We start from the raw sequence: 20,663 nt of genomic DNA, 5'->3' as shown, positions 1-20,663 counted from the left end.
GCACCCTAGTGGTGCGATCCTGACAGATGGTACCATCTGTCAGGACAAATCGCCCCACCAGATTAATAGCTTGTGGGCTGACTTTTCCAAACAGATGGGTACATCTGTTTGGGTCAGACCACTAGCGCATAACGGCCGCCGATGACACGTCCCTTGACGGCAGAACATACGAGCGCAGCGGCAGGTGGCCTGCCCGCCGCCCGGCTGCTCGCCTGGTACGACCGGCACCACCGGCGCCTGCCCTGGCGCCTGGCCCCGGAGGCGATCCGGAGCGGCCGGCGGCCGGACCCCTACGCCGTGTGGCTGTCGGAGATCATGCTGCAGCAGACGACGGTGGGCGCGGTAAAGCCCTATTTCGACGCCTTCATGGCGCGCTGGCCGACGGTGGAGGCGCTGGCCGCGGCCGGGACCGAAGACGTCATGAAGGCCTGGGCCGGGCTCGGCTACTATTCGCGGGCGCGCAACCTGAAGAAATGCGCCGACGAGGTGGCGGCGCGGCATGGCGGCGCCTTTCCCGACACGGAGGCGGGCCTGAAGGCGCTGCCGGGCATCGGCGACTACACGGCGGCCGCCATCGCGGCAATCGCCTTCGGCCGGCCCGCGGCGGTGGTCGACGGCAATGTCGAGCGCGTGGCCTCCCGCCTCGATGCCATCGAAACGCCGCTGCCCGCCGCCAAGCCGGAGATCAGGAAGGCCGTCGCCGCCATGGTGCCCGCCGACCGCGCCGGCGATTTCGCCCAGGCGATGATGGATCTCGGCGCCACCATCTGCACCCCGCGCCGCCCCTCCTGCATCCTGTGCCCGCTGATCGAGGACTGTACCGCACAGCGGCTCGGCGCGCCGGAGCGTTTCCCCTTGAAGGCGCCAAAGGCGGAAAAGCCCGTGCGCCGGGGCGCCGCCTTCGTCGCCATACGCGAGGACGGTGCGGTGCTCCTGCGCCGGCGGCCGGACAAGGGCCTCCTCGGGGGCATGAGCGAAGTGCCGACCAGCCAATGGACGGCACGCCTCGACGGGGCGCACGAGGCGACCGCCGCCCCCTTCCCCGCGCAATGGTCGGGCAGCGGCGTGGTCACCCACGTCTTCACCCATTTCACGCTTCGGCTCTCGGTATTCCATGCCGCCGTCACGGAGATGGCAGCGCCCGCCGGCCATTGGTGGTCGGCGCCCGCCGCACTCCACGGCGAAGCCTTGCCGACGGTCATGAAAAAAGCGATCGAGGCGGCTATACCCGGCGCCACCAAGGCAAAGCGAGGAACGACGGCAAAATGAGCGAAATCCGCCACATCGTGTTCGATATCGGCAAGGTTCTCCTCCACTACGACCCGGAGATCCCCTTCTCCCGCCTCATCCCGGACGAGGAGGAGCGGCGCTGGTTCTTCGCCAATGTCTGCACCAACGACTGGAACCTTGAGCAGGACCGTGGGCGCGGCTGGGCGGAGGCCGAGGCGGAGCTGATCGCCCTTCACCCCGACCGCGAGGAGCACATCCGCGCCTTCCGCCGCCACTGGCACGAGATGGTCTCGCATGCCTACGAAGGGTCGGTGACGATCCTGGAAGACCTCATCGACGGCGGCCACGACGTCACCATGCTCACCAATTTCGCCGCCGACACCTTTGCCGAGGCGAAGGAGCGCTACACCTTCCTCAAGCGGCCGCGCGGGGTGACGGTTTCCGGCGAGATCAGACTGGTGAAGCCGGACCCGGCGATCTACGCGCACCACGCGGAGAGCTTCGGCCTGGAGCCGGCGGCAACGCTGTTCATCGACGATAGCGCGAAGAATGTCGAAGGCGCGAAGGCTGCCGGCTGGCAGGCGGTGCAGTTCGTGGGGGCGGAGGCACTGCGGGAGGATTTGGAACGGGCGGGATTTGCCGTGTAACGGAGATGCCGGCGCCCCTTCGCGCCCCCCTCTGTCCTGAGCTTATCGAAGGGGCCGGACATCTCCCCCACGAGGGCAGGGCTATCGCATATGAGTAAAGAGCTCATGGAAGAAGTCTCTATTCCAGTTTGCGCGGCGCATTTTACTGGCGATTGGCTTGTCGAGGGGGTGAGCGGCCAAGATGTCGCGAGCAAGACGTCGGATGAGTGCCAGGTTTTGCGGGGCATTGTCCTTTCGGGTTCGGGCATCGTCCTCGTGGAAGACCACATCGAGGCTCCAATGCAACTGGTTTTCGATCGTCCAGTGGGCGCGCACGGTCTCGGCCAGTCTTTTGGGCGCCAGCACCTTCGACAGGGCGACATAGCGAATGGCGATGCTGGTGGTGCCGTCGGGCTTGGTGCGCGTGGCTTCGATGCGACCGATCGCCTTCAGTCCGGGAAAGGCGGTCCTCGAGCGCCTTGAGCGGCAGGAGGCTCGCCCTGCGCACTTCCGCGCGGCCATGGCGGCTTTCGCGCGTCTCATAAAAAGCAAGTGGTCCTCGAGCGCCTTGAGCGGCAGGAGGCTCGCCCTGCGCACTTCCGCGCGGCCATGGCGGCTTTCGCGCGTCTCATAAAAAGCAAGCGTGCCGGCAGCGGCAAAGCTTTTTTCGGCGCAGCCGTAGAGCTTGCGGCGATTGGCTTTGAGCCCGAGCGCATAATGCGCTTGTCGACCAATCAACGCCTTGGCCGTGTCGGGCCGGCAGTGCAGCGCATCGGCCGTCACCATGCAGCCCTTCAGATCGAGGCTCTTCAAAAGGTCGAGCGTGGTCGAGACCTCGTCGGAGCCCGAGGCCCGTCTGGCCGCGATCGACAGCCGCGTTTCGGCGTCCCACACGCTGACCATCACAGGCGGCATGAAGAAGGCGCCCTTCTCATAGCCGCGCCTGAGCGCCTTGCCGTCGACCGCCACCACGCCGCGCGGCCGCGACGGCAGGCCGAGTTCGCAGCGCACCGCGCAAAGGAAGGCGCTGAAGGCCTGCGCCAGTTCCTCAGGGTCGATGAGCCGGAAGATGCGGCTGAAGGTGTCGTGGCTCGGGCAGCCGCGCTTGAGCGTGACGATCTCTTTGAGCTCTTCTTCCCGCCCCTCCACGAATTCGGCAATATCCACACAGCTCTTGGCCCCGCACAAGGTCGCTGCCAGTGCAAGAAACACAAGCTCGGCCAAGTCGTGCCGCGCGTTGATGTCGCGCGGATCGCGTATCTCTCGGAAAAGCGACACAATAGTGGGCATCAAGGCTTCCTCGCGAATCGGAAAGCCTCTCAAGAATCCATCCAAACCTTCTTGGCAATAAAGAAAATACTGATATGCGATTCCCCTGCCTAGGCTTCCTCGCGAATCGGAAAGCCTCTCAAGAATCCATCCAAACCTTCTTGGCAATAAAGAAAATACTGATATGCGATTCCCCTGCCTCGTGGGGGAGATGTCCGGCCCTTCGACAAAGCTCAGGACAGAGGGGGGCGCGAAGGGGTGCCGGCATCACCGAACCCTCTACCCCCTCCACCACCGATATGATCTGTGGGAACCGATAAGCGCCCTGCGCGGGGAGGGTGCCTCCCCGCGGCAGGACGGGTAGGATAAGCCGGCCATCAGCCAAGGAGGAGACGATGAGAAAGCTGGAAAGCCGATTGACGCCGGCATGGCCGCTCATGCCGGGCGCCGCCGCCATTTTCCTGGCGCTGGCCGCGCCCGTCATGGCCGAGGGGGCATCCGGCAGCCGGATCGAGGCCATCACGCTGTCCTCCGGCGGCCTGGCCGAGGTCCACCGCAGCGCCCCCGTCGACGGATCGGGCACCTTGCGCATCGACGTCCCCCTCGAGCAGGTCGACGACATCCTGAAAAGCCTCCTCGTCCGCGATCCGGCCGGCGCCATCGGCGCGGTGACGCTGGATGGCCTGTCGCCCGTCGAGGAGACGTTCCGGCGCCTGCCCTTCACGCCGGAGGAGATGGGGTCGCTTCCCGATCTGGCGGCGTCCCTGCAGGGCGTTGGCGTCCGCGCATCCTCCGGCGGCCGCACGGTCGAAGGCGTCGTTCTCGGCGTCGGCACCCGGCAGGCCGGGGAGGGCGAGACATCCCGCACCGAGCGCATCCTCTCCGTCATGACGGATTCCGGCGAGATCGAGGTCTTGAACCTCGGCGCCGACGCCGTGCTCGACATCCTCGACGAGGCGATGCGCGAGAAGGTGCGGGAGGCGGCAAGCGTCAGCGGCCGCGGCCGCACCGACGATATCCGCTCGATAGCGGTCGAGCTGTCGGGCGAGGGCAGCCGGGCCGTCGGCCTTTCCTACGTCGTGCCCGCGCCCGTCTGGAAGACGGCATACCGCCTGGTGACCGGCGGCGAGGGCACCGCCCGCCTGCAGGCCTGGGCGGTGATCGAGAACGCCACCGGCGAGGACTGGCAGAACGTCGCGCTCACCCTCTCCTCCGGCGCCCCGGTCACCCTCGCGCAGCGCCTGCACCAGCGCTACTGGCACGAGCGGCCGGAGGTCCCGGTCACGGCGGGGAGCGCGACACCGCCGCGCCCGGACGCCGCCAAGGCCATGTCCATGGCTGAGGAAGACGAGGAGGCGGGCTTCGACATGCGGCAGCAGATGATGGCCGCGCCCGAAGCCGTCATGTCGGCCGAGATGCCGGCATCCGCCCCGATAGGCCGCGCGGTGGCTGAGGAGGGCGAGACGACGGCAACCTACCGCCTGCCCTCTCCCGTCGATCTTGCCGCCGGCCAGACCCTTTCCGTGCCCTTCGTCGACGAAGAGGTGCCGGCCGAGCGGGTTTCGGTCTTCCAGCCGGAGCGCAACGACACCCATCCCGTCGCCGCCCTGTTTCTGGAAAACGCCACCGCGGCAAGCCTGCCGCCCGGCCTCCTCACCGTCTATGACGACCGGGACGGGTATATCGGCGACGCCCAGCTCACCGGCCTGCCCGCCGGCGAAAGCCGCATGGCGAGCTTCGCCGCCGACCGCAAGGTGGAGGTCACAACCCAGTCGCAGCCGCGGGAAACCGTCAGCCGCATCGCCATCGTCGACGGGACGGTTCGCGCCACACGCCTTTCCCGCCTCACCACCACCTACTCCGTCAAGGGCGCCGCCGACGCGCCGCGCACCTTGATCATCGAGCATCCCCGCCGCAACGGCTGGCGTTTCTCCTCCGGCGCCCTCGATAGCGCCACCCCGAGCCATCACCGCCTGCGGGTGGAAGTCGCCGCCGGAGGCACGGCCGAGGTCGTCGCCACCGCCGAGAGAAGCGACACGGAAGTCTTCGCTCTCTTGAATGCCGATGCCGATGCGCTGTTCGGCTGGTCGGGCGCGGCCGCCGACCCGGACACGGCATCGAAGCTCGCCGAACTCGCCGAACTGAGGCAACGGGCCGCTGAGGCCGCGCGCGAGGTGGACGACATGGAACGCGACCTCGAACGCGCCGCCGACAGCCAGGCCCGCATCCGCGACAACCTCGCCGCCGTCCCCGCCGACAGCACGCTCGGCCAGCGCTACGTCTCCATGCTCGAAGAGGAAGAGAATCGGATCGCCGGCCTGACCGACCGCCGGCGCGAAGCGGAAGCCAGGGCGAGGGAGCTCGAAGAGGAAGTGGCGGATTTCATCCGCAACCTCTAGGCGGCACCGGCCAACACCTTCGTTTCGGCTCGACCGGACCCGCACGGCGTTATCTCGGCTCCACCCCGGAAAGCCTCCACCTTCGCCCTGCGGGCTCCTCGGACAAGCCAGCACCCCTTCGCGCCCCCTCTGTCCTGAGCTTTGTCGAAGGGCCGGACATCTCCCCCACGAGGGAGAGATCGGCCGTCATGGGGGGCTTCGCCAATCGCAAGCATTGCAGGAATGGCGCCAAAGCAAGCGGCCGGCACAATCTCCCCCCTCGTGGGGGAGATGTCCGGCCCTTCGACAAAGCTCAGGACAGAGGGGGGGCGCGAAGGGGCGCCGGCATTTCAAGGAAACCCACCACCCGCGCGTCACCCCGGCCGCGCGGCGACATGCGCGTACTACGTGCCCATCTCCACCCCACCCGCGCGCGTCATCCCGGAAGTCGGAGCGAAGCGGAGACTGTCCGGGACCCATTCCGTGACTCGTCCACCTTCCGGAATGGGTCCCGGACAAGCCTTCGGCTTTCCGGGATGACGCGCGTTTGGAGGCGGCAAGTAACATTCCTTGCGGTCGACCATGCCGTCTGGCCTAATGTGTTGGTTCAGCGCGGGGATAAAATCTGTAGCCACAAAAACTTTCTCCCCCGCCAACCCATTGTTTCCATTCACTCCGACCAACTTTTTTGATTTTTTCCCGCCAATTTTATTCACGCTCCCCGCCGCCCCCTTATCATGGTCCCCATCGCTCTTACGGGAACCGGGTCCGGACCGGGGATCAGGGAGAGCGGCGGAGACCTCTCCCTTCGGGCTCGGTACCCGGAGGCCTGAGGGCCCGCGACAGGCCGGCGGTGCCGGGAGCGCTGGGTGACAGCGTTGCCGGCATTGCGGAGAAGCCGCCAGGGCTTCTCGTCCGGCCCGGCAAAGCCCCCAATTGGGTGCAGCCGGGAAGAACGGGAAGCCCGAGTGATCGGCCGACTGTCGGGACAGACTCCGGCGGGGCGCGTTGGACGCGCCTTATTTGAGGCGCCCTCAAAGCGCCTCGTGCGGTGCCGAAGACGCGCCCCGCTTCCCACTCACCTCATGGTGAGCGTGTCGAACCAAATGGCCAGACGGTGAAAACCGGGCGTGGCAAGGATGGCGCACATCCCTACGGTCGGCGGCGGGGATAAATTATGCGAAGGCGGATCACCATACCGCTAATCTTTACGTGCAAAAACAAATGGTTAGGCGACATACCGCAAATTCCGGACGCAAAAAGCGCACGCATTTATCCCCGTCGGCGCGCATCGGCGGAAAATGGGATCGAGACAAGAAACGGAGGTCCCCTTCATGCTTTCCGCCGACACGATAGAACGCATCATCGACACCGCCCGCCGCGCCGGCCTCGAACCCGCCCTCCTCCTCGCGGTGGTCGAGGTGGAGACCGGCGGCAGGACGCACGCGGTCGTTAACGGCAGGCGCGAGCCGCTGATCCGTTTCGAAGGTCATTATTTCGATCGCCGCCTTTCCCCGCCGGACCGGGAACTGGCCCGCCGCGAGGGCCTTGCGGCCCCCTCCGCCGGCGCGGTGCACAACCCGCCGGGGCAGGCCGCGCGCTGGCGGATGCTCGAGCGCGCGGTCGAGATCGACCGCCGCGCCGCCTACGAATCCACCTCTTGGGGCATGGGGCAGGTGATGGGCGCCCACTGGGCCTGGCTCGGCTTTGAGAACGTCGATGCGCTGGTAGACCGGGCGCGCAGCGGACTGGAAGGCGAACTCGATCTCATGCTGCGCTATATCGGCAAGGCCGGGTTGATGGAGCCGCTCGGGCGTCGCGACTGGGCGGCCTTCGCCCGCGGCTATAACGGCCCGGCCTTCGCCGCGAACAGCTACCACGTGAAACTCTCCCTCGCCTATCGCCGCCACGCCCGCCAGCTGGCAGCGGTGCCCGGTGCGCCGCTCGGCCTCCTGCGCAAGGGCGACCGCGGCACGGCGGTGCGGCATCTGCAAAACCTGCTTCGCGCGCTCGGCCACGCGGTGGCCGCCGACGGCGATTTCGGTCCCAAGACCGATGCGGCGGTCACGCTGTTCCAGCGCCACCAGGGGCTGACGGCCGACGGCATTTTCGGCCCAGCAACCATGGAGGCGATGGAAAAGGCATTGCCGCTGGCCGACACCGGCCGGACACTGCGGGACGGCATCGCCGCGCTATGGCAGCGTATCGCAAAACCCTGAGCGGCCGCGGCATTTGAATTCGCGTTGAATCGGTCTATGAGATGCACCGAAACCCCACACTGGAGCCAGCGATGAAGAAGAAGAAAACGGAAAAGCTTCTGGAGATCCTGTCGGGGCAGCCGGTCATCCCGGTGCTCAAGATCGATCGCATCGCCGATGCCGTCCCGCTGACCCGCGCGCTCGCCAAGGGCGGGCTGCCGGCGGTCGAGATCACGCTGCGCACGCCCGACGCGCTGGATGCGATCCGCCTGGTCGTCGACGAGGTGCCGGAAGCCATCGTCGGCGCCGGCACCATCCTGACGGGCAAGGATTTCACCGGCGCTGCGGTGGCCGGCGCGCAGTTCATCGTTTCACCCGGAACCACACAGGAGCTCCTGGACGCGGCCGCCCAGTCGGAGGTGCCCTTCCTGCCGGGCGCGATCACGCCCAGCGAGGTCATGGCCATGTGCGACGAGGGATACGATATCCTGAAGTTCTTCCCGGCGGAGCAGGCCGGCGGCGCGGCTTTCCTGAAGTCGCTCTCCTCGCCGCTTGCGAGTGTGCGCTTCTGCCCGACCGGCGGCATCTCGCCGAAGAACGCTGCCGACTATCTGTCGTTGCCCAATGTAGTGTGTATCGGCGGCTCCTGGGTCGCGCCCGACGCCGAACTTGCCGCCGGCAACTGGCAGGCGGTGGAAGACCTGGCGCGCGAAGCGGCCAAGCTTGCCCGCCGATAATCGGGCGGATTATTCTACTCGAACTTCGCCACCGACAGGAAGGTAACGGCCCTGCCGCTGAAGCTGCGGGCATCGGCCACCTCGACGCCTTGCTCGAAGCCGCCGGTGTAGACGGCCTTGGGCGCGGCGGCGATTTCGGCGCTGAAGGCGGGAACGTCCGCGTGCTGCGTCCTGTCGAGCACCGATTCCCGGCTGAGCATGCGTTGAGCCGTCGCCACCGTTACGGGCAGCACCATCGGTTTAGGCTCGGCGAGTGTGTCCACCGGGGTCGGCTTGGGGCCTTTGGGCGTCGTCTTCACGTTGCCGGAGAGGAGCGCTTCCGGCGACATGCCACCGCTCTCCTTCAAAAGAGCCGCGCGCGGCGACGCAGCGATCCGCTGCTCCTTGGTAGCCGGCCCGGCATCTGCCGCCGCCTGGCGCTCCTGCCCGCCCGATGCGCGCGTCGGCGCCGTAGGCAGTACGGCGAGGGTATATTCGGGCCTTTCAACGCCCGTCGCGACTGCCGGCACCGGCATAGCGGCCGTCAGCATCTCCTTGGCATCCCTCCCGGGGGCATCCCTCTCGACCACGCCATCCTTCTGCGCGGCCAGGATCTCGGCGATCGCGTCCGAAGAGCGCGGCGGCTCCGGCCGGCGCGTGGGCGTGACGAAGGCGGTCGCCACCTGCATCGTCTCATCGTCTTCGCTCTCCACCGCCTCTTCCGCGGGTGTATAATCCGGCCGCCGGGTCGGCCGTGGCACATTGAGCGCCACCTGCACCGCCTCCTCCTGGGGTGCTGCCTCTTCGGCGCTTTCGGGCGTCGATGCCTCAACCTGCAGCGGTGTTCCGATATCGACCGTCGGGCGCGGGGCGCCGCGAGGCACGGGCACCGAGCGGGCGGGCAACGCGGCAAGGATGGTGGCCGGCGTCTCGGGCTCCGGCTGGGCCTGCTGCGGCTGAGCCACCTGCTGCCGCTGCGCCTGCTGCACTGCCTGCGCCGGGCGCGGCGCAGCAGCGACCTGCGTATCGGCGTTATCCTCTTCCTCGTCGGCGCCACCGCCGAAGAGCGCGGCAAGAAGCCCCCGCCCGCGTCTGCGGCTGCCGCTATCGTCCGCCACCTGGATGGAACCGCCGTTGCGCTGGCGCGATTCATAGGAGGCGAGCGCCTGCTGGTATCCCGGCAAGGGCTTGCCGTCGGAAGGCACATGCAGCGTCTTGCCGTCGGGGAAGACCGAAGCCAGTTCCTTGCGGCTCATGCGCGGCCAGTGGCGCACATTGCCCACGTCGAGATGGACGAAAGGCGAGCCCGAACGCGGATAGTAGCCGACACCGCCGACCTGCATCTTCAGGCCGAGATTGCGCAGCGTGGAAAGCTTCACATCCGGCAGGTAGAAGTCCACCGCCTTGCCCAGCATATGCTGGCTTTTCTCGGCCACGCCGCTGGAGCGGCTGCGCAGCATGGCGTTCGTCGCTGGCGAGCGATAGGCCGAGACGACGTTGATATAGTCGCGCGAGCCCGAGGCGCGGTAGACCTCCCACAGGAGGTCGAGCAGGCGCGGGTCCATCTTGGTGGGCTCGTTGCGGCGCCAGTCGCGCAGGAATTGGTTGACCTGGTTGAGGCCGCTCTGCAAATAGCGGCCGTTGCGCTTGTAGGTGATCTCGGCCCGCTCTTTGGTATGCAGGAAATAGAGCCTCAGCGTACGGGTCTCGGCGGTAGCCGCCTGGGCGGCGGTAAAAAGGACCGTCACTGCAAGCATCAGCCCGGCCAGAACCTTGACCGGCCCGAACCCTCCCTTGCGCAATCGGCGATGCGAAACGTCGTCGTTTTTCAAACCTTGGCCTTCGGCAGAAATTGTCCCCGAAACGAGAGCCGCACATCGCCCCCCGAACGTATGCGCAGTCTCCATGACAATGGTTAACCGAGACTTATTGAAACGGCAATGCTCCAGGAGCGTGGCGACAACGTGGCACGGCGCCATTTGGCTCGGGCGTGGTGAACGAAGGCTAAAGCCGCTGGCCGATCCGGCCTCAGTCCGACTGGCCGCGCCCCTCTGCCGGGTCCATACCCATTTCCTTGAGCTTGCGGTAAAGCGTGGAGCGGCCGATGCCGAGCCGGCGGGCAACCTCGCTCATCTGTCCGCCATAATGCTCGACGGCAAGATGGATCATCTCCCGCTCGGTCGCTTCGAGCGTCCGTATATGGCCATCCTCGTCGAAAACACGCAGCGCGGGGCGAGGCGGTTGACGGAGCAGCGGTGCTTCCCCGCCGCCCTCGGCAGCATCCTCGTGCGCCGCCTCCCGCTCCGGCGGAGCGAGCAATACCTCGTCGATACCATCCACCTGCGCGCGAATCTGCGGGAACTCGGCCACCGCGAGCAATTCGCCCTCGCTCAGCACCAGCGCGCGGAAGACGGCATTTTCCAACTGCCGGATATTCCCCGGCCAGTCATAGGTCGACAGCATATCGAGCGCCTCGGCGGTGATACCGGAGATATGCGCTCCGGGAACCCCACCGGCAAAGCGGCCGATGAAATGCTGTACCAAGAGCGGGATATCCTCCTTACGCTCGCGCAACGGCGGCACCATGATCGGGAATACGTTGAGCCGGTAGAACAGATCCTCGCGAAAACGCCCCTCCTTCACGCGTTCAAGCAAATTCTGGTTGCTGGCCGAGATCAGCCTGATATCGACCTTCACCGTGCTGCGGGCGCCCACCGGATCCACTTCGCCTTCCTGCACTGCGCGCAGGAGCTTGACCTGGACGTCCGCCGGCAGGTCGCCGATCTCGTCGAGGAAGAGCGTGCCCGTGGTCGCTTCGATGAACTTGCCCGTGTGCTTCTCCGTGGCGCCGGTGAAGGCACCCTTCTCGTGGCCGAACAAGATGCTTTCCACAAGATTCTCGGGAATGGCGCCGCAATTGACGGTGACGAAGGGCTTTGTCCGCCGCGTGCTCTCGCCGCGGATGGCGCGGGCGATCAGCTCTTTGCCCACTCCCGATTCGCCCTCGATGAGGATGGGGATGTCCGAGGCGGCTGCCTTGCGGGCCAGCCGGATGGTGCGCTCCATGGCCGGGCTGCCGGTAATGATATCGCTGAAGGAAAAGCCCTTTTCCCTGCTGCGCTTCCGCCGCACCACGCCTCCCAGCGCCTCGACCTTCAGCGCATTGCGGATCGCTTTGCCGAGCCGCTCCGGCGAAACGGGTTTGACGACGAAATCGAAGGCACCGGCACGCATGGCCGCCACCGCAGTCTCAACCCCGCCTTGGGCCGTCTGCACGATGACGGGCACGTGGATGCCGGCCCGGCGCATGCGCCGCATCACCTCGATGCCGTCCATCCCCGGCATCATCAAGTCCAGGACGACGGCGCGCAGCTGCGCCGAGCGCGCGCCGCTCACGGCTTCGAGCGCCTCTTCGCCCCCCTCGGCAAGTGCCGGCTCATAACCCAGTTTCCGGACCACCGCGTCGAGAAGGCGGCGCTGCACCGGGTCATCATCAACTATCAGGATCGTATCGGACATGAATACAACAGCTTTAAAGAAACGCGCAAATGCGCTTGTTGGCGGACTGGAACAACATGGCACAGGCTTCTAAACAGGCATTCAAGAAACCCGGTGAATGAATCCTTGATATCAAAAAAGACAGATTCCTTTCAGGAAACTAAGAATCCGTTCCGCAGCTCGAACGGGCTTTGAGCCCGCAGACAGGAGTACCCCCTCATGGCTCTATCCCCAGATCGGTCCGGCAACATCGCCCGCGCAGCGGAAGCCGCGGTCGCAGACGCCCGCAAAGCAGCCGATCTCGGCAACCTGCCCGAGTGGAACCTTGCCGATCTCTACCCGGCGATGGACAGCAGCGAGGTAACCGACGACCTGACGCGCGCCGAGCGCGAGGCCCGTGCTTTCGAGGAAGCGTGGAAGGGCCGTCTGGCGGACGAGGCGGCGAAGGGAAGCGAGGGACGGCTGGGCGAGGCAGTGCGCGCCTATGAAGGGCTCGACGAGCTTTTCGGCCGCATCGGCTCCTATGCCGGCCTCATCTACGCCTCCGACACGTCGGATCCAAAGCGCGCGAAATTCTACGGCGACGTCCAGGAGAAGCTGACCGACGCCAGCACGCGGCTCCTCTTCTTCACGCTCGAACTGAACAAGATCGACGACGCACTGATCGACACCGCGCTCGAACAGGATGCGCTTTTCGGCCACTACCGCCCTTGGGTGCTGGACATCCGCAAGGACAGGCCGCACCAGCTCGAAGACCGCATCGAACAGCTTTTCCATGAAAGCTCGATGGTCGGGCACGGCGCCTGGAACCGCCTCTTCGACGAGACCATGACGAGCCTGCGCTTTGCCGTCGACGGCGAGGAGTTGACGCTCGAGCCGACGCTGAACCTTTTGCAGGATGCCGACGGCGAGAAGCGGCGCAAGGCGGCCGAGGCGCTCTCGGCGACGCTCGGCGAGCACATCCGCCTCTTCACGCTCGTCACCAACACGCTTGCCAAGGACAAGGAAATCTCCGACCGCTGGCGCAGCTTCGCCGACGTGGCCGATTCACGCCATCTCGCCAACCGGGTTGAGCGAGAGGTGGTGGATGCGCTGGCAAGCTCCGTGCGCGAAGCCTTCCCGCGCCTCTCGCACCGCTACTACGCTATGAAGGCCAAGTGGCTCGGCATGGACGCGCTCAGCCACTGGGACCGCAACGCCCCCCTGCCCGAGGCGCCGCAAACCGTCATCGGCTGGGACGAGGCCAGGGAAACGGTGCTCTCGGCCTATCGCTCCTTCGCTCCGGAGATGGCGGAGATCGCCGGCCGCTTCTTCGAACACAACTGGATCGACGCGCCGGTGCGGCCCGGCAAGGCGCCTGGCGCCTTTGCCCATCCCACGGTGCCCTCCGTGCACCCCTACGTGCTCTTGAACTACATGGGCAAACCGCGCGACGTGATGACGCTCGCCCACGAGCTCGGCCACGGCGTGCATCAGGTGCTGGCGGGCGAGCAGGGGGCGCTGATGTCGGCGACGCCGCTGACCTTGGCCGAAACTGCCTCCGTCTTCGGCGAGATGCTGACCTTCCGCTCGCTCATCGACCGCACCACCGACCGGCGCGAGCGCAAGGCCATGCTGGCGCAGAAGGTGGAGGACATGATCAACACGGTGGTGCGCCAGATCGCCTTCTACGAGTTCGAGCGCAAGGTGCACATCGAGCGCCGCAAGGGCGAGCTGACGTCGGACCGGCTGGGCGAACTGTGGCTGGAGGTGCAGGCCGAGAGCCTGGGACCGGCGGTGAAGCTGCGCGAGGGCTACGAGACGTTCTGGGCCTATATCCCGCACTTCATCCACTCGCCCTTCTACGTCTACGCCTATGCCTTCGGCGATTGCCTGGTGAATTCCCTCTTCGCCGTCTACAGCCAAGCCGAGAAAGGCTTTCAGGAGAAGTATTTCGAGCTTCTGAAGGCCGGCGGCACGAAGCATCATTCGCAGCTTCTGGCGCCCTTCGGCCTCGACGCCTCCGATCCCGCCTTCTGGGGCAAGGGGCTTGCCGTCATCGAAGGGCTTATCGACGAGCTGCAAGAGCTGGACGAGGAGTGATATCGTAACTTCGATATGTCGATGCCCCTTCGCGCCCCCCTCTGTCCTGCCGGACATCTCCCCCACACGGGGGGAGATTGGCCGTCACGGATGGTTTCGCCAGCCGTCAACGTTGCAGGAGAGACGCCGGAGCAAGCGGCAAGTATAATCTCCCCCCTCGTGGGGGAGATGTCCGGCAGGACAGAGGGGGGCGCGAAGGGGCGCAGAGATAAACGGGCCTCTGGCCTGTCTCAAGCGCCAGAAATACACGTTCATTCAGGCCCAAGCCGCCAAGTCGCGCTCTTTCGCAATGACCTGCAAGGCGAGGCGCTGAGCTTCGCCGCGCCGGAGGAAATCCTCCTGGCCCACGAGCCGGCCGAACTCCTCCCCGCGCTTGAACGAGCGGAAGCGGCACGCGGCGGGGGAAAATGGCTAGCCGGCTACATCTCCTACGAAGCAGGCTACGTGCTCGAGCCGGCGCTGGTGCCCTACCTGCCGGAAATACGGCGCGCGCCGCTCTTGTGCCTCGGCGTCTTCGGTGCGCCGGCGGATATCGACGCGACGGAGCAGCCGGCCACCGACACATCCCCCGGCCTTTTTGCCCCGCGCGCCACCTGGAGCTTTTCAGATTACGAAACGCGCTTCGCCCGCCTCCACCGCCATTTGCGCCGCGGCGATTGCTACCAGGGCAACCTCACTTTTCCCGTCGCCGCCCGCTGGCAAGGCGAGCCGCTGGCGCTCTTCGACGCACTGACGGCGCGCCAACCCGTGCGCTACGCTGCCTTCATCGATCTCGGCGGCCCGGTGGTGCTGTCGCGCTCGCCAGAGCTTTTTTTCGAGGTCTCGGCCGACGGCTGGATCGAAACGCTGCCCATGAAGGGCACCATGGCACGCGGCAAGACGGCCGAGGAGGACGCCGCCCTCAAGGAAGCGCTGCGCAACGACCCGAAGAACCAGGCGGAAAACCGCATGATCGTCGACCTGTTGCGCAACGATATCTCGCGTATCACAGAGGTCGGCACGCTGGACGTCCCGGAGCTCTTCCATGTCGAGACCTACCCAACCGTGCACCAGATGATCAGCCGCGTGCGCGCCAAGCTCTCGCGAGGCGTGACCTTCGCCGACATCCTCTCCGCACTCTTCCCCTGCGGCTCCGTCACCGGTGCGCCGAAGATCAGCGCCATGAAGATCCTGCGAGAGCTGGAGGCCGCCCCGCGGGACGTCTATTGCGGCGCTGTCGGCTGGGCCGCGCCCGACGGGCGCATGCGCTTCAACGTAGCCATCCGCACCATCTCCCTCTATCCGGGCGGCGAGGCCGTCTTCAACGTGGGCGGCGGCGTGGTCTTCGATTCCACGGCCCGCGGGGAGTACGCCGAATGCCTCCTGAAGGCCGGTTTCGCCACGGGCGAGGTACCCGCCTCCCCGTGAGCCGCCGGCGCTTTCTCCCTTTATTGTGACGCCGTTCTGTGTTTTGACCGTAGGTCTTCACGCACGCCCAACGAGGAGAACCCCCCTGAAATGGCTAACAAAGACTGGCCCATTCACGGTGAGATCACCGGCCCTGTCGTCATGATCGGCTTCGGCTCGATCGGCCGTGGAACGCTGCCCCTCATCGAACGCCATTTCAACTTCGACAAATCACGCATGGTGGTCATCGACCCGGTCGACACCGACCGCAAGCTGCTCGACGAGCGCGGCATCAAGTTCGTGAAGGAAGCCGTGACCCCGGCGAACTACGAGGCGTTCCTCACCCCGCTTCTCACCGAAGGCGAGGGCCAGGGCTTCTGCGTCAACCTCTCCGTCGACACCTCCTCGCTCGACCTCATGAAGCTCTGCCGCAGGCTCGGCGTGCTTTACATCGACACCGTCGTGGAGCCGTGGTTGGGCTTCTACTTCGACACAACCGCCGACAACGCCTCGCGCACCAATTATGCGCTGCGTGAAACCGTGCGCCGGGAAAAGCAGAAGAACCCCGGCGGCACCACCGCCGTCTCCTGCTGCGGCGCCAATCCGGGCATGGTCTCCTGGTTCGTCAAGAAGGGGCTCGTCAATCTGGCGAGGGATATGAAGCTCGATTTCGAGGAGCCCGGCCCGGACGACCGTGAAGGCTGGGCCGCGCTCATGAAGAAGGCCGGCGTCAAGGGCATCCACATCGCCGAGCGCGACACCCAGCGCGCCAGGAACCCCAAGCCCATGGACGTTTTCTGGAACACCTGGTCCGTCGAGGGCTTCGTCTCGGAAGGCATGCAGCCGGCCGAACTTGGCTGGGGCACGCACGAGAAGTGGAAGCCGGAGAACGCGCGCGAACAGAAGGAGGGGTGCAAGGCGGCGATCTTCCTGGAACAGCCGGGGGCGAATACCCGCGTGCGCACCTGGTGCCCGACGCCCGGATCCCAATACGGCTTCCTCGTCACCCACAACGAGTCCGTCTCGATCGCCGACTACTTCACCCTGCGTGGGGGTAACGGCGAGGCCGCCTACCGCCCAACCTGCCACTACGCCTACCACCCCTGCAACGACGCGGTGCTGTCGCTGCACGAGATGTTCGGCGCCGCCGGCAAGCCGCAGCCGGTCCAGCACGTGCTCGACGAGAACGAGCTGGTCGACGGCATCGACGAACTGGGCGTGCTTATCTATGGCCATGACAAGAATGCCTACTGGTACGGCTCGCAGCTCTCGCTGGAGGAGACGCGCGAGATCGCCCCTTACCAGAATGCGACCGGCCTGCAGGTGACCTCCGCCGTGCTGGCCGGCATGGTGTGGGCGCTGGAAAACCCGGAGGCCGGCATCGTCGAGACCGACGAGATGGACTATCGGCGCTGCCTTGAAATCCAGCTTCCGTATCTCGGGCCGGTGAAAGGCTATTACACCGACTGGACGCCGATCGATGAACGGCCGGGCCTTTTCCCCGAGGACCTCGACGAGGAGGACCCATGGCAATTCCGCAACATCTTGGTGCGTTAGCGCGCTGTGCGGCGACTTTCGCTTGCCTTTTCACTGAAAGACCGGCGAAAAAGCCACTTCCCTTACATGAGGAGGCCGTCATGGTCACGTTTCGAAAATCTGTTTCCTGCGCGGCCCTGGCGTCCATGCTGGCCGTTTCCGGCTGTGCGATGGTCGGTTCGGGAGGGGGGCCTGCTCCGATACGGCAGAGCGGCGTGGAGGGACAATGGCTTGGTGCCGAGGGGATCATGTCCAGCTTCAGAGGCGGCGCCTTCGAGACCCGAGCAGCCGACACCGGGGAGGTTCTCGCCACCGGAAGCTATCAGGAGCAGCCGGGCGGCATGGTGCAGATATCGGTGCAGTCCCGCGTCCGCGAGCCGCAGACCGTCAACTGTCTGAAGGTCGGCGCAGCCGGCGGCCGCTTCAACCAGATGAACTGCACGAGCTCTGCAGGGCAGAATTTCGTTCTGACCCGGGCGGGCTGACCTCTTCTAGACCAGTTCATCGTTTCACGGAATCGATGAACTGGTCTAACTCATTGTTTTGTCGCAATTCCGGACGGAAAACCGGTTTCCACTTTTCCTGGAATTGCTCTAGGAGACCGCTGCCGGCGGCGGAGGTGGCCGGATGATAGGCTTTGCCGCTCTTGCCATCCTCGCCATCGTCGTACTGCCGCAGCTCTGGGTGCGCCATACGCTTTCCCGCCACGCCGCCGACCGGCCGGACCTGCCCGGCACCGGCGGCGAGCTGGCCCGCCACCTTCTCGACCGTTTCGGACTGGCGCATGTGACCGTCGAGACCACCGATGCCGGCGACCACTACGACCCTCAAGGCAAGGCCGTCCGCCTGCTGCCGCGGCACCATTCGGGGCGTTCGCTGTCGGCGGTGGCGATCGCCGCACACGAGGTCTCGCACGCCATCCAGGACGCGCGCGGCGAGAGGCTGCTGGCGATGCGGCAGGTGCTGGCCCGCATGGCGCAGGCCACGGACCGGCTGGCCGGCGTCTTCTTCGTCGCCGCGCCTGTCCTGGCGATCCTCGTTCGCACGCCGATGGCCATGCTGGCGCTGATCGCCGTCGGCATCGGGCTCCTGTCGGTCCGCGTCATCGTCAATCTGGTCACCCTGCCGGTCGAATTCGACGCCAGCTTCGCCAAGGCGCTGCCGATCCTCGACGAAGGCGAGTACGTCGCCGCCGCCGATATGCCGGCCGTGCGCTCCGTCCTGCGCGCGGCCGCCTTCACCTATCTCGCCGGCGCACTGATTTCGCTCGTCAACCTTGCGCGCTGGATCAGGCTCCTGCGATAAGGGGCGCAAAGGGAGGAGTTCATGGGCGCGCATTTCGACAGCCTCGAGACCCGCGAGCCGCAGCAGCGGGAGATGGAGCTCTTCGCCCGGCTGCCGGCGTTCCTGGCGGACGCCATGGAAAAGGCGCCTGGCCTGCGCCGCTGGCTCGGCGGGATCGCGCCCGAGGAGATCCACTCGCGCCGCGACCTTGCCCGGCTGCCCGTCCTGCGCAAGGCGGAACTCCTGAAGCGCCAGCGCGAGGAGCCCCCCTTCGGCGGCTTTGTTGCAGCCGACGCGTTGAAAGGCACGCGCGTCTTCATGTCCCCCGGCCCCATCTGGGAGCCGCAGCCCGGCACCGACCCCTGGCAGGCCGCCCGCGCCTTCTTCGCCGCCGGCGTGCGGCCCGGCGACATCGTCCACAACGCCTTCGCCTACCACATGACGCCAGGCGGCTTCGTGCTCGACGAGGGCGCGCGCGCCTTCGGCTGCACCGTCTTTCCCGCCGGCACCGGCAATACGGACGGCCAAGTGGAGGCGGCAAGCGCGCTGAGGCCCCAGGTTTATTGCGGCACGCCGGATTTCCTGAAGGTCATGCTCGACCGGGCGGCGGACGCGGACAAGGACCTTTCCTCCTTCCGCCTCGGCCTCGTCTCCGGCGGCGCGCTCTTCCCCTCGCTGCGGGCGGAATATGCGGAGCGCGGCGTCCGCGTCTTCCAGTGTTATGCCACGGCGGAGTTCGGCGTCATCGCCTACGAGGCGGCGGATACGGAAGAAAACCCGCTGCCCGGCATGGTGGTGAACGAGAACCTGATCGTCGAGATCGTCCGTCCCGGCAGCGGCGAGCCGGTGGAGGACGGCGAAGTGGGCGAAGTGGTCGTCACCAGCTTCAACCCTGCCTATCCGCTGGTGCGGCTCGGCACCGGCGACCTCTCCGCCGTTCTGCCGGGGGTGAGCCCTTGCGGGCGCACCAACATGCGGATTACGGGCTGGATGGGCCGCGCCGACCAGCGCACCAAGGTCAAGGGCATGTTCGTCGACCCCGAGCAGGTGGCCGAGCTGATGAAGCGCCACCGCGAGCTTTCGCGGGCGCGCCTGGTGGTGACACGAAAGGGCTCGGCTGACGTCATGGCCTTGCACGTGGAACCGGCCGGCGGGGCATCGGTCGACACCGAGGCCGTCGCCGCTTCCCTGCGCGAGATCACCAAGCTCGGCGGCGCGGTGGAAATCGCCCCTCCGGGCTCGCTGCCCAACGACGGCAAGGTGATCGCCGACGAACGGGACTACGCCGGCTAACCGTTGCACTCCCTTTCCCCTCCCCCTCGAGGGAAGGGCAGCCGCGAAGCGGCCGGGTAGGGTCGTCGCGGTCGAGCACGACATGATCCCCCTCCCCCTTGTGGGGAGGGGTTAGACGCGCTCGCCTGCCGTCGTTGGTGATTGTCTTTTCTTGCCATTGGGGATGCGCAGATGCGCGTCGCCACGACCCCCACCCCTTACCCCTCCCCATCCTGAGCTTGTCGAAGGGGGGAGGGGAGGCGCGAGCGTTGGGCCTTTCCTGGCGAAGGACGTGCTTATTCGTTGCCGCGCGGGGTTTCCCCGCCGGGCTATGTCAAAGAACGTGGGAAGCGGGGCGCGTTGTCCGAGCCACTCTATTATTTTTTAGGCGCGTCCAACGCGCCCCGCCGGAGTCTGTCCCGACAGTCGGCCGGTCACTCGGCCTCCCCGCCCTTCCCGGCTGCACCCAATGGGGGCTTTACCGGGCCGGACGAGAAGCCCTGGCGGCTTCTCCGCAATGCCGGCAACGCTGTCACCCAGCGCTCCCGGCACCGCCGGCCTGTCGCGGGCCCTCAGGCCTCCGGGTACCGAGCCCGAAGGGAGAGGTCTCCGCCGCTCTCCCGAACACCCGGTGCGCATCCGGTTCCCGCAAGAGCGATGGGGAGGATTGTAGGGGGCGTTTGGGCAGGGGGGCGTATTTTCCTGCGAAAAAAGTTGGAGAAATTATTCCGAAGCGAAGGAAAACAATGGGTTGGCAGGAAAGAAAGAATTTTTGTCGCCACATTTTATCCCCGCGCAGGCGAGGCATCGCCGGCTGAGGTGAAGGGCGCCCGCCGCCTTCCCAACGCGCGTCGTCCCACCCGCGCGCGTCATCCCGGAAAGCCGAAAGGCTTGTCCGGGACCCATTCCGGAAGGTGGGCGAGTCACGGAATGGGTCCCGGACAGTCTCCGCTTCGCTCCGACTTCCGGGATGACGCGCGCGCGGTGGGGTGGGGATGGGCACGTAGTACGCACATGTCGTCGCGCGGCCGGGATGATGCGAGTGATGGGTTTTCCTTGAAATGCCGGTGCCCCTTCGCGCCCCCCTCTGTCCTGCCGGACATCTCCCCCACACGGGGGGAGATTGGCCGTCATGGCGGTTTTCGCCAATCGCAAGCATTGCAGGGATGGCGCCGAAGCAAGCGGCCA

14 protein-coding genes are annotated in these 20,663 nt (G+C 66.3%); 11 read left to right on the top strand and 3 right to left on the bottom strand.

What is annotated here, in order from left to right:
• Window positions 1-141: 141 nt before the first annotated feature.
• Complete coding sequence (gene mutY, locus GM910_RS10225; RefSeq protein WP_159587412.1) at window positions 142-1,269, top strand: A/G-specific adenine glycosylase; 1,128 nt, start codon at window positions 142-144, stop codon at window positions 1,267-1,269.
• A complete protein-coding gene (locus tag GM910_RS10220) occupies window positions 1,266-1,877 on the top strand; it encodes an HAD family hydrolase (RefSeq protein ID WP_159587411.1) in 612 nt (203 codons plus the stop codon). Before mutY ends, GM910_RS10220 begins: the two co-directional genes overlap by 4 nt.
• Window positions 1,878-1,958: 81 nt before the next feature.
• Here the strand turns inward: GM910_RS10220 and GM910_RS10215 are convergent, their stop codons facing one another.
• Window positions 1,959-3,146 carry an ISAs1 family transposase gene (locus tag GM910_RS10215; RefSeq protein WP_159587410.1) on the bottom strand — a complete coding sequence of 396 codons (1,188 nt, stop codon included), beginning with the start codon at window positions 3,144-3,146 and terminating at the stop codon, window positions 1,959-1,961.
• A 374-nt stretch (window positions 3,147-3,520) separates the two neighbouring features.
• Between GM910_RS10215 and GM910_RS10210 the strand changes: the two genes are divergently transcribed.
• The 3 genes from GM910_RS10210 (at window position 3,521) to GM910_RS10200 (ending at window position 8,438) form a co-directional block, all read left to right on the top strand.
• Complete coding sequence (locus GM910_RS10210) at window positions 3,521-5,524, top strand: DUF4139 domain-containing protein (RefSeq protein WP_246225956.1); 2,004 nt, start codon at window positions 3,521-3,523, stop codon at window positions 5,522-5,524.
• A gap of 1,313 nt (window positions 5,525-6,837) precedes the next feature.
• The gene (locus GM910_RS10205) at window positions 6,838-7,722 is read left to right on the top strand and encodes an N-acetylmuramidase domain-containing protein (RefSeq protein ID WP_159587409.1); all 885 of its coding nucleotides are present in this window, start codon (window positions 6,838-6,840) and stop codon (window positions 7,720-7,722) included.
• A gap of 71 nt (window positions 7,723-7,793) precedes the next feature.
• Window positions 7,794-8,438: a 2-dehydro-3-deoxy-phosphogluconate aldolase gene (locus tag GM910_RS10200; protein ID WP_159587408.1), complete on the top strand. Its 645-nt coding sequence runs from the start codon at window positions 7,794-7,796 to the stop codon at window positions 8,436-8,438.
• A 14-nt stretch (window positions 8,439-8,452) separates the two neighbouring features.
• Here the strand turns inward: GM910_RS10200 and GM910_RS10195 are convergent, their stop codons facing one another.
• Entirely contained in the window at window positions 8,453-10,249 is a 1,797-nt protein-coding gene (locus GM910_RS10195) for a peptidoglycan L,D-endopeptidase MepK (RefSeq protein ID WP_343032979.1), read from the bottom strand.
• Window positions 10,250-10,445: 196 nt separating this feature from the next.
• Complete coding sequence (locus GM910_RS10190) at window positions 10,446-11,936, bottom strand: sigma-54-dependent transcriptional regulator (RefSeq protein WP_159587407.1); 1,491 nt, start codon at window positions 11,934-11,936, stop codon at window positions 10,446-10,448.
• A gap of 198 nt (window positions 11,937-12,134) precedes the next feature.
• On the opposite strand from GM910_RS10190, the gene GM910_RS10185 reads away from it, so the two are divergent.
• From GM910_RS10185 to GM910_RS10160, 6 genes are all read left to right on the top strand, one after another.
• Window positions 12,135-13,997, top strand: coding sequence for a M3 family oligoendopeptidase (locus GM910_RS10185; protein WP_159587406.1), 1,863 nt, complete (start codon window positions 12,135-12,137; stop codon window positions 13,995-13,997).
• Window positions 13,998-14,165: 168 nt separating this feature from the next.
• On the top strand, window positions 14,166-15,404 hold the full coding sequence (locus GM910_RS10180) for an aminodeoxychorismate synthase component I (protein WP_159587506.1): 1,239 nt from the start codon (window positions 14,166-14,168) through the stop codon (window positions 15,402-15,404).
• Window positions 15,405-15,494: 90 nt separating this feature from the next.
• Window positions 15,495-16,940, top strand: coding sequence for a homospermidine synthase (locus GM910_RS10175; protein ID WP_159587405.1), 1,446 nt, complete (start codon window positions 15,495-15,497; stop codon window positions 16,938-16,940).
• Window positions 16,910-17,404, top strand: coding sequence for an Omp10 family outer membrane lipoprotein (locus tag GM910_RS27965; protein WP_484482033.1), 495 nt, complete (start codon window positions 16,910-16,912; stop codon window positions 17,402-17,404). Before GM910_RS10175 ends, GM910_RS27965 begins: the two co-directional genes overlap by 31 nt.
• A gap of 142 nt (window positions 17,405-17,546) precedes the next feature.
• Window positions 17,547-18,224: a zinc metallopeptidase gene (locus GM910_RS10165; RefSeq protein WP_159587403.1), complete on the top strand. Its 678-nt coding sequence runs from the start codon at window positions 17,547-17,549 to the stop codon at window positions 18,222-18,224.
• Window positions 18,225-18,245: 21 nt separating this feature from the next.
• A complete protein-coding gene (locus GM910_RS10160; protein WP_159587402.1) occupies window positions 18,246-19,496 on the top strand; it encodes a phenylacetate--CoA ligase family protein in 1,251 nt (416 codons plus the stop codon).
• Window positions 19,497-20,663 lie beyond the last annotated feature (1,167 nt).

It is taken from the genome of Chelativorans xinjiangensis (assembly GCF_009812055.1).
Lineage (GTDB): Bacteria > Pseudomonadota > Alphaproteobacteria > Rhizobiales > Rhizobiaceae > Chelativorans > Chelativorans xinjiangense.
Note: the sequence above shows the minus strand (reverse complement) of the source record. Positions and strands in the feature narration are given on the sequence as shown.